The sequence below is a fragment of the Cupriavidus sp. GW823-FHT07A04 genome (genome assembly GCF_058794615.1).
The window spans coordinates 112,385-124,704 of sequence record NZ_JBXAHA010000012.1; the positions used below are offsets into that span (position 1 = coordinate 112,385).

A 12,320-nucleotide genomic window follows, 5' to 3' on the forward strand; every position below is an offset into this window, starting at 1 on the left:
GGCTAAAACCCTCGCCGTAATGCGCGGCCGCCTCTTCGCTCTCGCAAATCGCCCGGTGTGCCTCATCGGGCGCTCGCATTAACAATACAGAGATCGCCTCCATTGCCAACTCCTTGTTGGGTCTAGGCCTAGGCAGCGAGCCGCAGATGCGCAGCCCTGAGCCAAAGATCGGAATAGTCCTCCCCCTCGTTCGTCGGCACGTGCAAGCGCACGCCGAAGCCCTCGGTGATCAATCTGGCCTTCAGCAGCTCGGCATAGTGTTCACCTGGTCGCCAGCGGTGCTTCGGATCGAGGGGATCCCGGTCTGCGCAGATGATCACCTCGTCGAAGCGATCTCGCGGGATGTCAGCAACGGCAAGGTTGCCGGCGTTCAACAGGCACCAGACTTCGATGCGATTGCCGGTGGCGGCCACCAGGGCCAAGCCGGTTTCGATACCCTCGCAAACAATGACCCTGCGGTTTTGGGCGGTCGGGCAATTCAGGCGGATGGCGGCGCCAGCGAGCTTCTGGGGGCTGGCCATCTGCTTTTTCACATCGGCGAAGGGCGCCTTGTAGCCATCTTTGCTCAGATAGGTGCGGTGGAGCGTGACGGGTGCCCCATCTGCGCGCCTTGCCCTGGCCAGCATGACCGGCCAGTCACCGCGATTCGCCGGCTTGTCTTCATCGTTTGTATCCCAGTAGGCCATGGCCGAGTGATACCGAAGGTCGGGGGCGAGCCACGCGAGTTGCAGGCGGGGCACCCGCCGACTGAGGTAGACCCACACGGGCGAAGTCTCCGTGATGGCTACCGAGCCAGACCAGGCTGCGTTCAGCTTCGCCCGCTTCTTTCTGGCCTCGGTTTCCGCCTTCGCCTTGAGGCTGCGCTCGTCGTGGCGGGCGGCTGGCCGCCCTACCTGGCGACAGCATGCATCGTCCTTCAGGAACTCAAGCGCTTCGCGATCGTTCATGCCGGTGAATGCGCGCAGGAGCGTGTAGCCATTACCGGCACCACAGTGATTGCAGAAGTAGGTGCCGGCGTCATCCTTGTTGTCGAATCGGAAGCGGGTCTTGCCCCCACAGAGAGGGCAGGGTCCTTGGCGCTTCGATAGATATTTCACGTCGAGCTGGGCACGCGTCAGCACCTTCACCCAGTCGATATCTTTAAAGTTCAGGCTCATCGTGTTCTCCTGCCTCGGAAAGGCAATTCAAAAGCGGAGAGACCACTGCTGAGGTGCAGAGGCTTTTCTGAAGCGCAGCGCGCATCAGGAAAGCCCCCGAAAAGGGGGAAGGTTGAAGAAGCAGCGAGTAGGCCCCGAAGGGCCTGCCGCACTGCGCGTCAGCGCCGGAACGGAATGCCGTCAAGTGCCTTACAAGGCGCGAACGGAATATCGTCATCCATGTCCTCGAAGCCGCCGCTACGCGGCGCGCCACCACCGCCATAGCCACCAGACTGCTGCTTGGGCGGCGGTGATGGGGGCGGCGTGCGGGCGCCACGACTGCTGGGTGCTGCGGCGCCGTTCTGCCGGCCGCTGTTGTTGGACGCGCGTGCCGGCGCACGCTGGGCTTGACTGCCGTCGCCCTCGTCATCACCGTTCGACGCGCCCGTTGAGCGGCTGCCCAACATCTGCATCTGCTCGGCCACGATTTCGGTGCTGTACTTTTCCACGCCTGCCTGGTCCGTCCATTTCCGGGTGCGGATGCGCCCCTCGATGTAGACCTGCGAGCCCTTCTTGAGGTACTGGCTGACGATCTCGGCGAGCTTGCCGAAGAACGCGATGCGGTGCCACTCGGTGGCCTCCTTCGTCTCGCCGCTGGTCTTGTCCTTGTAGCGATCAGTCGTCGCCAGCCGGATATTGCTGACGGCGTCTCCGCTGGGCAAGTAGCGGGTTTCCGGATCTGCGCCCAGATTGCCGACGAGGATGACCTTGTTGATGGATGCCATTGATTTTCCTTTGTTTGCTGCTGTTGAATCACGCCGCGAGTGAGCGCACGTGCCGGAGGTCGAACTCGTTGCGATGGGTATCGATGAACTTCCCGACTTGTTCGGGATGCGGGACCTGGACGGCAACGCGGCCGAGCATGCTGATCTTCACGGTGTCGCCGACGCGCACGTGGCGCTCCGAGACCAGTTCCGCGAGGTGCTCGCCGCTGAACGCCTTGCGGCTGCCGTCGCGTTTCTCTAGGGTGACCGTGAAGGACTGATACGGCTTGCGGCCTTCCGGCTTGAACTGACGCACGCCCATGTCCACAATGCGGCCGACACCAACCTTGATCGGCCTCTTGCGGGCTTGCGGCGCGAGCGGCGTTACCTTGGCGGGTTGAGGCTTGGTGGACAGTGGTGCCGGCTGTGACTCCGGCGCCAATGCCATCGGCTCTGGCAACTCGTAGTCCGCGGCTTCCCAGGGCGGTGCGTCTTGCGTTGCGCTCGCATCGGCCAGTGCAGCGTTGACGTCCACGCCATGCAACGGGTGAACCGTTGCAAGCGCCGCCTTTGGCTGATTCCGCGTTGAGCCGGATTCGCTCTTGAGCATCAGCTCGGTGAGTGTCACCGCGCTGGGAATGCCGAAGGGCAGACCGGCTTCCTCGAACTCGGCCCGGGTGAGGATGCCAAGTTGCTCGCGGGCCTGGCCCACTTCACCGGGCAGGACCCGGCGCACGTGATTGGCGTATTGGTAGAAGAAGACACGTTTGCGCGCGATCTTCCTGACCTGCACGCACCGTGCGCCGATGCTTTCCGTTGCGGTGAAGGCCGGTTCGGGCGCAATACCTGCTGCAATCTGCTTCATGCTGCGGGGGCGACGCGGCGGCTTGACGACGAGCGGTGCCGGTGCCGCTGCTACCGGAGCTTTAGGCTCCATGACAGCCTGTGCAGGTGCCACCTCTTCAAGCTCTTCGTCCTCCGGGGTATCGTCGTTGCCTTCGCCACTGAACTTGTCGCCGATCCAGCCGATGGCCTTCTCCGAGCGTTGTTTGCCGGCGACCAGAGCGTACGGCAGCAGGATCAGGAACACGATGATCCAGAGCAGCCGCGCGGGCATGCCAATTCGATCTGCTTTCATTATTGGTTTCTCCAATTTCCGAGGTTGACGTATTCATCGAGCTTGAGGGCCACATCCGCGGCCTTGGGTTCACCTAGCGCCATCCGGATCACGCGAAACAGCTCGCGCAACTCGCTGTGCAGGTTCCTGGCCATGCTTCGACGGATACGCCGAACATCGAGGTCCAGTTCATCGCACACGGCGTCGAACGGGGTAATGGCGCGGTGATCGAACAAGTCGAAGGCCCAGCAAAGGGCATCGAACAGGTGGATCTTTTCTTCCCAGAGGTTTGGCATGCCGAAGAAGTCGGAATCGTCCTTCGCGGCCCGGATGTCTTTGGTGGCGCTGTAGGCCACGATGGCGTCGCGGACGCCGCCCCAGAGGGCGGTGGCGATGCCGGTGCAGAACTTCGCGAGATCGTTGGACGACATACTGTCGACCGAGATCAGGCCAGCCTGCGTGCCTTCGACTTTGGGGACCCTCGCGGGTCTCTCTGCGACCTGTTCGCCGAACAGGTCGAGCAATTGCTCTGTCATGTTGCTCTCCGTTCTTGCCCATGACTGGGCGCTAAAAAGTCGGAGGCACAGCCTTTCCCTGCGGCGCGTCGGGGCGGCGCAGGGAAAGCCTGCTTGGATCCATGGCAGGAGAGGGGGCCGCCAAGGCGGTCCGCGGGTGGAAGACAGGAGGGGCCTGTGGCCCCTCCTGATAAATGTCGCTGCTAGAGCGACTGGATGTGGATGATGGCGTCCGCCATGGCCGACAGCTCGGGCGTCTGCGTGATGAAGAACTCGCGTTCGTATCCGCCGGCGGCCAGCACTGCACGTTTCATGGCGATGAATTGCCGTTTGCGTTCCGGATCGAGCGGGCCGTCCACCTCGTCGGAGAACAGCGTCGGGAAGTGCATGCCGGTGCTGCACGCCATGTGCAGGGCCAGCGCGCGTACCAGGCACTCGTTGACCCAGACCTTCTCGCCACCGCTCATTCTGCCGAGCGGCTTGACTTCGCCACGCTCGACGTCGGTGACATGGATCTCGAACGTCTCCCTAACCGTGCCGGTCTGCGTCGTGCGCTGCGTCACCATCTGCACCGCGAAGCGACCACCGTAGCAATCTTCCAGCAGGCGGTTGCACAGCGCCGAGATGGCCGGACCCGCGTCATCGATGGATAGGGCGATCAGGCCGTCATTCGACAGGCATTTCGCCAGTAGCGCCCAATAGGCCGCTTCGTCCGACAGCGCCGTGCACAGTGACTGAAGCGAGGCCGTGCGTGACGCGACGGCCGTGGCTTCCGCGGACTGCAGCTGCAAGCCATGGAGCTGCCTCTGCGCCTGCGCGTGCGTGCGCTTGGCTTTGGCCAGGATCTGCTCGGCCGTGGTGACAGCGTGCTGCGCCTGTTGTATGGCGTCGCTGCCTATCACGCGTGGCAGGGTGGACAGCAACTGCGCCAGGCTCGCGAGCTTCTCGGCGTGGGCCGCCTCGGTGGCCTTGCGCTTCGCTGCTGCGTCCTGATCGACCGCCGCGATGCGTTTGGTCAAGTCGGCCAGTCGCTGGCTCAGTTCCGCCTCGGTCGCGCCAATCTCCTGCAGGCGTTGTGTGGCGATCGGCAGGGCCTGCTTGGCGGCGGCCAGCGCTTCGCGCTGATTGGCGACGCGGCTCATCTGTAAGAGTTGATCGTTCAGCGCGCGGATTTGCTGATCCAGTTGGCGGGCTTGCGCATCCTTGCTTTCCAGCTCCGCGATGGCGGTGGCGAGGGCGGCGCTGCGCGCCTTGCTGGCCTCGAACGTCTTCCGCATGTCCTTCAGCTGGGCGATCTCGCCCGGCAGGGCAGTCCTGGCCGCCATCGCGCTGGCCAGCAGCGGGCACTTGGGTTGCAGGGCCATCCCGGCGCACGGCACGTCATCGGCCAGCTTGGCATTGACCGTCATCGACTGTACGGCCTGGTTCTTGGCAGAGCCGTCTGCGATCGTCTTCTGGTGCGCCGCCGACACCTCGGTCAGTTCCTTGCGGCGCTGCGCCAGGGTGGCAATGGGCGCGTTGAGCGCTTCGCGTTGCTGGCCAAGCGCCTGGAGCTGCGTCATGGCTTGCGCGGTAGCGACTTCCGCCTGCTGAATGGCAGGCTCCTGCGCCAGGACGGCTCGCCGTGTGTTCTGGTCATTGCGCAGCCGCTTGGCTTCGGTGGCAAGGCCGGCGAGTTGGCTTTGGCCCTGCGTCAGGGCCTCGTGGAGTTCGCGCTTGCGCGCGGCCACCTCGGTTTCGATGCCGGCATGCTGCTGCGCGGCCTCCCGGCCGGCTGCCTGCTGCTGTTGCTCGAGCTGCGCGCGTTGCTGGCGCACCGACGCCTGCGCGTCAAGTTGCGCCTGCGTGGCCGCGAGGGCAGCGCTGGCCTTCGTGACTTCCGCCTGCGCCGCATCGACGTTGGCGGTTGCCGCAGTCAGCTGCGCGCCGGCTTGGACGATCTGGCTGTCCAGCACGCTGGCGCGAGACGCCGCCGCCATCGCGAGTCGCAGATCCTCCTGGGTGCGCTCGAGCTCCTGGTTCAGCAGCTTGCCGACGGCGCTGGCCTTGGCACCCTCTTCGCGAATCTGGTCGTGACCGAGGATCGATGAGAGGAGTGACTTGACGTCGCCAGCGCTCATCGCCGACAGGGACGTGCGGGATTGCGCGGAGAAGTGGGCGGTGAAGAACACTTCGGGCTTGCCGAGCAGATGCTCGACGCAGGCATCGTAGGTATCCGTCTTGCCGTCCGATACCGTGCCGTTAGGCAGGTTGACCGGGACCCACTGCTCGCCCTGGCGGACGGTCAGGTAGGCGTCCTGCTTCTTCGTCTTGCCGGATTGGCGAAATACCAAGTCGGTGCGGTACACCTGGCCATCGTGTTCCCATTCCAGCATCTTGGCCGCCTGTGCGCCGGCAACGTGATCCCAGTACGAGAAGCCGTTGGGCGTGGGGGTGGTGGCGTGGTAGGGCATCACCCGGAACGGGTGAAGGTTGTCCATGATGGTCGTCTTGCCGGCGCCGTTGGGGCCAGCGATGGCAACGAGGATGGTGGATGCATCCAGGTGACGCAGATCGAGGGTGATCTCGGGCTTGCCTAAACCGGACTGGATACCAATGAAATTTGCGAGGCTTAACATGCGTGGTTTCATGTTCAACTCCTGCCGCTGGCGCGGCGAATTGGAAACCACGGAGACTGATCGATAGGCCCGGGTGGGCGCATGGATCAATCTGCAACATCTTTACAGTGCCGGTGGACCCGGCGTGACCATAGTGTAAGCGCAAACCAAAGTGAAAAGCGCAGGCGAAACGGAGGCAAATTGCAGCGCGTTTCGGTCGCCCTGGAAGAAGAACAGCCACCTGATGGTGGCTGTTCTGGAATTCCGGAGTGATTAGACCGGCTCGTCCGCCGACCTCTTCTCTTTGTCGGAGGGCAGACTTGCGATGTACAGGCAGTATGCGCAGAGCGACCCGCAGATAACACTTAGAAGGATAACCCCTGCCATCTCATTCTCCCTTGCTGATGAGCAGACCACCGAGAAATAGTAGCACGCCCCATAGGGCGAGTGCCGTCGTTTTGAGCACAACATAGCCGCCTGCGTGCCCGGCCCCAAAGGCGAAGCTCACGGCCGCAACGACACAGACAGCAGAAAGCGAATGTGCGTAGCGGGCGATGGACTCCTTCTGCTTGTTGGTCGGCGCCGTCAATCCCTGTCGCGTTTCCGCTGCGAGTTGTTTGAGAGCCTTCTTCATCTGGACTCCATTTCTAAGTTCGGAGTCCGCCCCTTGCGGGTACGGACCCGCTAGGGATGGTTGGAAAAGGGCTGCCGCTTACCGGGTCATTGGCACCAGAACGCGGGTTGCCCCGCGTTCCGCCGCTTCCTGTCTGGCGTCGGCGGTACCTCGCTCAAATGCCGCTTTCAGAGACGCGTGCGCGGCGACGGCCGGTGGCAGTTCGGCGCCGTAGCGGCCGACCACGTAAGCCGCGGTGGCCGCCGCTTCCAGATCGCCTTCGTTGACCAGGCGCGCAACGCGCGCAGCCCACTCGTTCGCTGTCTCGGCATGAAGTCGCGCTGCCGTTTGCGCAGCGCGATCTGCCGTGCTGACTGCCGAGCCCAGAACAGGCCAGCTGGCCACGGTTGCGGCGGCCCGTTGACGAAAGCCAGCGCGCCTGTGCAGGAGCGCCGCGAGGAAGATGAAGAAAATGCCGACATGCAGAGAGAAGACAAAGAGCATGCGAAGCAGGGTTGCGGTGAAGCCTGCGAACAGGCGGCTTGTGCGATGCATGGATTGTTCTCCGTGGACAAATCGAAAGCGCCGCCAGACGTGACGGCAGCGAGCGATTGAGGCGCCGCCGTGGGGCAGGCGATGTGGTTTGGGGTGCGACTACGGTTGCTGGGACGCGTGACGTTGTTCCAGCGCCAGCCATTGCCGGAGCCAGACATTGCGTTGGGCCGGCGAGGCTTCGAACCATTGGCTGTTCTCGCTATCCATAAAACTGAAGAACAGGCCGGCGGTGTCGCCGCTGGTGATGCCCGCTGCCGCCTGGAGCGGTTTCAGCGCGCTGTCGAGGTCCGGGCTGTGGGCCGCGGACTCCATCATTTCGGCAGTAATGCAATTCAGATCCATGGTGGAATCTCCTCGGTGTGGCGCGGAGCCCGCCCCTTGCGGATGCGGACCCGCAAGGGTGGTTAGATGGGCTGTCTGCGGTGGTTCAGTGGTGCCGGTGGCTGGCCTCGGCCGCGTCGCCTTCAGGCTGACGGCGGACGCCGGCTTCATCCAGTGCCTCTGCGACCAACCAGACGACACTCCCGACACGCGCATGGCCAATCTGGGTCGCTGTGTAGCACTTCCAAACTGCTTTTAGCGCGGCCACCTGCTGCTTTTGCAACTTGCGCAACCGCTCGTTCTCGGCAATGAGTTCCTGTTGTGTCATTTCGAGCCTCTTTCGAATTGGCTGGGTGCTCACGTCGCCAGTTCCCAGCAGAAGCCGGCCCCGACGACATACACGGTCACCGGCCGGCCGTTCACTTCGATGGAGAGTGGGTGGAACTGCTCAATATCGTTTCCGCTGTGGATCAGAACGGCATCCTCGGCTTCGTGGTATTCGACGCCCGGCATCAGATCGACGATCCGATGCACGGACGCGAGCGGGAACAGCGGTGTCACCCAGCTGTTCCAGTAGGTGTCGTCCCAGTAGGCCTCGAGCTTTGTGCCTTCTGGCAGCCATTCGGCCGTCACCTCGACGAGGCGATTGACCGGCAGGGTGCCCGGCTCATGGTTGGGACGGATCCCGCGTTGGTCCTTTTGTTGTGGCATGTTTGATGGGGTTGTTGGGCAGGACCGGCTGTGGAAGCCAGGTCCTGCCGTGGGTGCCGTTAGGCAAACAGGTCTTCGGTTACCCAGGAAGGAACGTCGGCATCGATCGCCAGCGGTACCTTGTCGGTCGGGTTGTGGGTGGCGGGTACCGGTACCTGGCCAAGGGCGTCGGTGGTGTCGCGCGCGGCTTCCCGCGTCTTGAGACGCTGGATGATGCTGCTGGCGATAGCCTCAGGCGCTTCGGCTGACAGGGCCTGCAGCCGGTCGCACATGGGTTCGAAGGGTGACTGCGTTTGCTCGCACCACATCTTGACCTTGTCGTCGAGGCTTGCGACGGTAGAGATCCCCGCCGCGCGCTGGCGCTCGACCACCAGGGTCTTGCCCTCGAGCTTCACCTCGGCCGCGCCTTGCAGCGCTGCCTTGATCGCCGCGCGGTCCACCGACTGCAGGTGTTCCTCGTCGACCAGGTAGCGCACGCGCACGAAAGCGCCGGCGCAGCGCTGGCCCAACTCGCGGATTGCGTCCAGGTCGGGCGGGCCGTCGAAGTGCAGGTCCAGCGTGACCCGAGCGGGCGTCACGAAGACCGAGTACTCGGCCTGGCCGGGACGGATGTCCCAGATCAGGGCGGACTTGTCGCCATCCTCGCCGTAGTGAAAGCGTCCGATGGAGCCGGCGTAGGCAATCAGCTGCCGTCTGCCGGCGAACTCGCGCCGCCACTCTTGCTGCTTATGGATGTGGCCAAGTGCGACCGCATCGGTGTTCGCCTGGAACAGCGAGCCCAGATTGAACTCATGGTCCTGGCCTGCCATCGGCACACCGTGCTCGGTCAGACAACCGTCCACCGTGCCGTGGCCGATCAGCAGCGTCGGCACGCCTTGCGCGAAGAGCCGGGCATTGACGGACCCGAACAGGGTCAGCAGCTGGTGCAGCGCCTGGCCAACCTCGACCGCGGCGTGTTCCGCGCCAACCGTGGCGATCAGGTCTGCCTTGTTGACGGTCGACAGGCACGTGACCACCAGATCGGCGGGCGCGTCCCATGTCAACCCGTTGCTGTGCCACTGGCCTTGCACCAGGGCGAATTGGCCGATCCGGTCCGCGATGGCAATGGGATGCCGTGCGCCCACCAGTTCCAGGACGCGTAGCAAGCCCGGAGGCTCGTGCGAGAAGGTGCCTTGCAGCATGAGGACCGGGCAATGATTGGCCAGCCGCTGGATCTGCTTGGCCAGTTCCCGGAAGGCCGGTTCGTGGGCGTCAAGCGCATGGTCGGTGGCGTCGCCGGTGATGACCGCCGCCTGCACGCCGATCTCGATCGCATGGTCGACCGCAGCGCCAAAGCAACGGTTGGACTCGGCGAGATTTTTTGCGGAGTAATGCAGATCACTCATGTGAGCGAGTTTCATGGGAGTTCCTCCTTACCTGCCGCGTACGTGGCGAATGGAAAGCGAGGGAACGGCTTTCCGTTGCGCGCTAGGAAAACGCGTAAGAGAAAGCCCCCGAACGTCGGGGGAGGGCGCGGTAAGCCAACGAAGGCACGCGCGATTGTTTAGAGGGTCGCGGCACAGGGTGTGCTCGCCGATCCCGCTGACTCGCAATCGTCGCAAGTGTCGGTCAGGCCGCAGAATGGACATTTCCCATCCATTGCGTCGGACTTATCCTCCGCGGTCCAGTTAAAGGGGCGAACTTGCTCACCCCTCTCCTGATTCTGGTTGAAGGTATCGTCGAAGGGGCCATTCTCGGCCTCGTCCTCCTGACGGTGCTGGGCTTCGTATTCCAACTTAATCTCGTTGTGGATCTCCCTCCAGACAGCCGGGCAATGCTGGCCGTCCTCGTGGAATGGACTGATTGCGATCAGGCGCCAGTGCTCGAAGGCATCGACGTCGAGGATCTCGATGTCGCACGCACTGCACAGCTTGACGCGATCACCTGCGTTGGCATTGATGAAGGCGTGTCGCAGTAGCTTGGCCTCGATCAGTCTCGCAGCCCAGAGCCGCCAGATGGTCTCGGCCTCTATGTCGGTCTCGGCGGCGATCAGTGTCGTGCACAGGCGGACCCGATTGCGGTCATGCTGGCGCACATGCAGTGCCGGTTGCCGGCACGGGGTTCGCGGTGTGGGGACCACCGCGGACCGCTAGGCGGGGAGTTGCAGATCGTCCAGGAAGCTCAGCATCAAGCTGCTGGCATAGTTCGCGCCACGCTCGGCCAGCGCCTCGAGTTCGCCTGTAGCGGTCGCCAACTGGTCGATCTTGTGCGTCCAGCCGTTGCCCAGCTTCGCCTTGAAGTACTGTTTGCGCAGGGTCTCGTCGATGCCGCTCACCAATGCCGCGATCTCGAAACGCAGGCGGGCGTTGACGTACTCACCGTCGTTGCCCAGGCTGCGGAAGACGGTATGGACGGCGTCGAGCGAGGCATTGGTGCGGGACCAATCCTGCCCATACCGCCGCGTGGCCCACTGGCTGACCAGTTCGGGGTCGCCGTTGCTGTCGTTGACGGCACGCAGGACCCGGGCTCGCAGCTCGGCGTCGTAGTCGCCCGGAGGATCGGCCGCCAGCGTGGCGGACGGCGTGTTGCCGTCTGTCGGCATCTCCGTAGCCTGGCGACCGGGCGTGGTCTCGGCCAGCCAGCTCTGGGGGGCGGCGGGAGCCAAGCCGAGCGCCAGCGTCGGAGCGGTGTTCAGGCTCAGTGCCTTCGCCATGTCCAGATCCGCGGTGAGCTTGGGCACCCACTGCATACCCAGGCGTTTGGCACCCTGGTCGTCGTAGTACGTCCGCGTCTCCTGCACCTTGGTGAGCCAGTAGATCGGCTTGCCCGGCTGGAACGGATTGAAGCGCGGGATGGTGCCCAGCGCGGCCTTGATGCGCATCAGGTCGGTGAAGATGCCTTCGGCGGCGTACTGGCTGGTGGTTGCGATCGATACGGGCCCAACGGTCGGAATGCCGGGGATATAGAACTGCAGCTCCCCGCGGAACTTGCACTGCCCTTGCAGATACTCGGGGCAGCTATCCGGCATGCACTCGCCACGCGGCACCAATTCGCGCCGGGGATGAAACTTCATCCGCTGAGCGCGTTGTTGCTGGACTTGCTCGGGGGTGACCGGCTCGCGATACATGCAGTAGCGCTTGCCGTCCTTGCCATAGCGGGACTCGTAGTTGACCGCGCCGCCGTAAGACTTGAAGGCATGCGGGAAGAAGTCGAGCAGTTGATCGGTGTGGAAGACGATCGGAAAGCGATAGAGACGGGTTTCGTCGTCCCCGCGCTGTTCGCCGTAGGTGTCGAGGATGTGCCGGGCGAATTCCGGCATCTCGAAGTCTGCCCCGGAGACGTTGAAGTGAGGCGTGTTCACGGGACGGGTGGGATAGGCGATGTTGCACTGCGCGGCGATGGCCGCTTCGGCGTCCTTGAATTTCTGCTCACCGGCGAGCGCCGGGGCGAAGAGGGAGACGGCCTTGGGGTTCTTGGCGGCGGCCGCGGTGAGCAGCTTGGTGCCACTGCGGATGCGGCCCGAGATATTCAGGCGCGCGGTGCCATTGTTGAGTCGGTCCGACAGGATGGACTTCTCCATGATTTTCTCTCCATGACGGCATCGCCGTAACGGTTTATCCACCGGCAAATCCGGGGGATCTTCATGCGTGCCTCGGAGAGGCTTGGGAAGTCCGTGTGCCTGTGCACTGGAATGGCTAGGCCATTCCGCTGCGTCGGCAGCTGTTATTCGTCATCCATGCTGTCCTTGTCGTGTGAGAAGAAGAATGGATCGATTTGCGGGTTGTGATCGGACCCGTTGCGTTTCCCGACGGCGAAAAGCAAGAGCACGGCCAGAATCAGCACGGCGAGTATTTCCATGGCGGTTTGCAGGGAGAGGAGTGAAGGGACGCCAAGGCGGGCCGGAATGGCCTGAGGCGACGATCGAAGGGGAAGGGCGCGACGTGTTGGCAGGCGAACCCAACCTGGAGAGGCGAGGGTGCCGGCACGACATGACGACCGAATTCTGGGAGTC

The 12,320-nt window shown here is 63.6% G+C and carries 14 protein-coding genes; all 14 read right to left on the minus strand.

Features of this window, described 5'->3' with window-relative positions; all coding sequences use genetic code 11:
• Positions 1 to 128: 128 nt before the first annotated feature.
• Positions 129 to 1,157: a DUF7146 domain-containing protein gene (locus AC1Q7Q_RS21435; protein WP_492370970.1), complete on the minus strand. Its 1,029-nt coding sequence runs from the start codon at positions 1,155 to 1,157 to the stop codon at positions 129 to 131.
• Positions 1,158 to 1,315: 158 nt separating this feature from the next.
• Positions 1,316 to 1,921 carry a single-stranded DNA-binding protein gene (locus AC1Q7Q_RS21440; RefSeq protein ID WP_492370971.1) on the minus strand — a complete coding sequence of 202 codons (606 nt, stop codon included), beginning with the start codon at positions 1,919 to 1,921 and terminating at the stop codon, positions 1,316 to 1,318.
• 28 nt (positions 1,922 to 1,949) lie between these two features.
• Positions 1,950 to 3,038 carry a hypothetical protein gene (locus AC1Q7Q_RS21445; protein WP_492370972.1) on the minus strand — a complete coding sequence of 363 codons (1,089 nt, stop codon included), beginning with the start codon at positions 3,036 to 3,038 and terminating at the stop codon, positions 1,950 to 1,952.
• Positions 3,038 to 3,553: a hypothetical protein gene (locus AC1Q7Q_RS21450; protein ID WP_492370973.1), complete on the minus strand. Its 516-nt coding sequence runs from the start codon at positions 3,551 to 3,553 to the stop codon at positions 3,038 to 3,040. Before AC1Q7Q_RS21450 ends, AC1Q7Q_RS21445 begins: the two co-directional genes overlap by 1 nt.
• Before the next feature lie 182 nt (positions 3,554 to 3,735).
• Positions 3,736 to 6,150, minus strand: coding sequence for a hypothetical protein (locus tag AC1Q7Q_RS21455; protein ID WP_492370974.1), 2,415 nt, complete (start codon positions 6,148 to 6,150; stop codon positions 3,736 to 3,738).
• Between the two features lie 367 nt (positions 6,151 to 6,517).
• Positions 6,518 to 6,763, minus strand: a complete 246-nt coding sequence (locus tag AC1Q7Q_RS21460) for a hypothetical protein (RefSeq protein ID WP_492370975.1) — start codon at positions 6,761 to 6,763, stop codon at positions 6,518 to 6,520.
• Positions 6,764 to 6,841: 78 nt separating this feature from the next.
• Positions 6,842 to 7,297, minus strand: coding sequence for a hypothetical protein (locus AC1Q7Q_RS21465; RefSeq protein WP_492370976.1), 456 nt, complete (start codon positions 7,295 to 7,297; stop codon positions 6,842 to 6,844).
• 99 nt (positions 7,298 to 7,396) lie between these two features.
• Positions 7,397 to 7,639, minus strand: coding sequence for a hypothetical protein (locus tag AC1Q7Q_RS21470; protein ID WP_492370977.1), 243 nt, complete (start codon positions 7,637 to 7,639; stop codon positions 7,397 to 7,399).
• Between the two features lie 85 nt (positions 7,640 to 7,724).
• A complete protein-coding gene (locus AC1Q7Q_RS21475) occupies positions 7,725 to 7,946 on the minus strand; it encodes a hypothetical protein (RefSeq protein WP_492370978.1) in 222 nt (73 codons plus the stop codon).
• A gap of 29 nt (positions 7,947 to 7,975) precedes the next feature.
• Positions 7,976 to 8,329 (minus strand): hypothetical protein, encoded by a 354-nt coding sequence (locus tag AC1Q7Q_RS21480; protein WP_492370979.1) that lies wholly within the window; start codon positions 8,327 to 8,329, stop codon positions 7,976 to 7,978.
• Between the two features lie 59 nt (positions 8,330 to 8,388).
• Entirely contained in the window at positions 8,389 to 9,729 is a 1,341-nt protein-coding gene (locus tag AC1Q7Q_RS21485) for a metallophosphoesterase family protein (protein WP_492370980.1), read from the minus strand.
• A 143-nt stretch (positions 9,730 to 9,872) separates the two neighbouring features.
• Entirely contained in the window at positions 9,873 to 10,403 is a 531-nt protein-coding gene (locus tag AC1Q7Q_RS21490; protein WP_492370981.1) for a hypothetical protein, read from the minus strand.
• Between the two features lie 54 nt (positions 10,404 to 10,457).
• The gene (locus AC1Q7Q_RS21495) at positions 10,458 to 11,888 is read right to left on the minus strand and encodes a recombination directionality factor (RefSeq protein WP_492370982.1); all 1,431 of its coding nucleotides are present in this window, start codon (positions 11,886 to 11,888) and stop codon (positions 10,458 to 10,460) included.
• 143 nt (positions 11,889 to 12,031) lie between these two features.
• A complete protein-coding gene (locus AC1Q7Q_RS21500) occupies positions 12,032 to 12,166 on the minus strand; it encodes a hypothetical protein (protein ID WP_492370983.1) in 135 nt (44 codons plus the stop codon).
• Positions 12,167 to 12,320 lie beyond the last annotated feature (154 nt).

What these genes read in the sequence shown, in the direction of transcription:
- AC1Q7Q_RS21435 (WP_492370970.1), bottom strand. Translation starts at nt 1,157, where the DNA reads ATGAGCCTGAACTTTAAAGATATCGACTGGGTGAAGGTGCTGACGCGT.
- AC1Q7Q_RS21470 (WP_492370977.1), bottom strand. Translation starts at nt 7,639, where the DNA reads ATGGATCTGAATTGCATTACTGCCGAAATGATGGAGTCCGCGGCCCAC.
- AC1Q7Q_RS21480 (WP_492370979.1), bottom strand. Translation starts at nt 8,329, where the DNA reads ATGCCACAACAAAAGGACCAACGCGGGATCCGTCCCAACCATGAGCCG.
- AC1Q7Q_RS21475 (WP_492370978.1), bottom strand. Translation starts at nt 7,946, where the DNA reads ATGACACAACAGGAACTCATTGCCGAGAACGAGCGGTTGCGCAAGTTG.
- AC1Q7Q_RS21495 (WP_492370982.1), bottom strand. Translation starts at nt 11,888, where the DNA reads ATGGAGAAGTCCATCCTGTCGGACCGACTCAACAATGGCACCGCGCGC.
- AC1Q7Q_RS21445 (WP_492370972.1), bottom strand. Translation starts at nt 3,038, where the DNA reads ATGAAAGCAGATCGAATTGGCATGCCCGCGCGGCTGCTCTGGATCATC.
- AC1Q7Q_RS21440 (WP_492370971.1), bottom strand. Translation starts at nt 1,921, where the DNA reads ATGGCATCCATCAACAAGGTCATCCTCGTCGGCAATCTGGGCGCAGAT.
- AC1Q7Q_RS21500 (WP_492370983.1), bottom strand. Translation starts at nt 12,166, where the DNA reads ATGGAAATACTCGCCGTGCTGATTCTGGCCGTGCTCTTGCTTTTCGCC.
- AC1Q7Q_RS21450 (WP_492370973.1), bottom strand. Translation starts at nt 3,553, where the DNA reads ATGACAGAGCAATTGCTCGACCTGTTCGGCGAACAGGTCGCAGAGAGA.
- AC1Q7Q_RS21485 (WP_492370980.1), bottom strand. Translation starts at nt 9,729, where the DNA reads ATGAAACTCGCTCACATGAGTGATCTGCATTACTCCGCAAAAAATCTC.
- AC1Q7Q_RS21455 (WP_492370974.1), bottom strand. Translation starts at nt 6,150, where the DNA reads ATGTTAAGCCTCGCAAATTTCATTGGTATCCAGTCCGGTTTAGGCAAG.
- AC1Q7Q_RS21465 (WP_492370976.1), bottom strand. Translation starts at nt 7,297, where the DNA reads ATGCATCGCACAAGCCGCCTGTTCGCAGGCTTCACCGCAACCCTGCTT.
- AC1Q7Q_RS21460 (WP_492370975.1), bottom strand. Translation starts at nt 6,763, where the DNA reads ATGAAGAAGGCTCTCAAACAACTCGCAGCGGAAACGCGACAGGGATTG.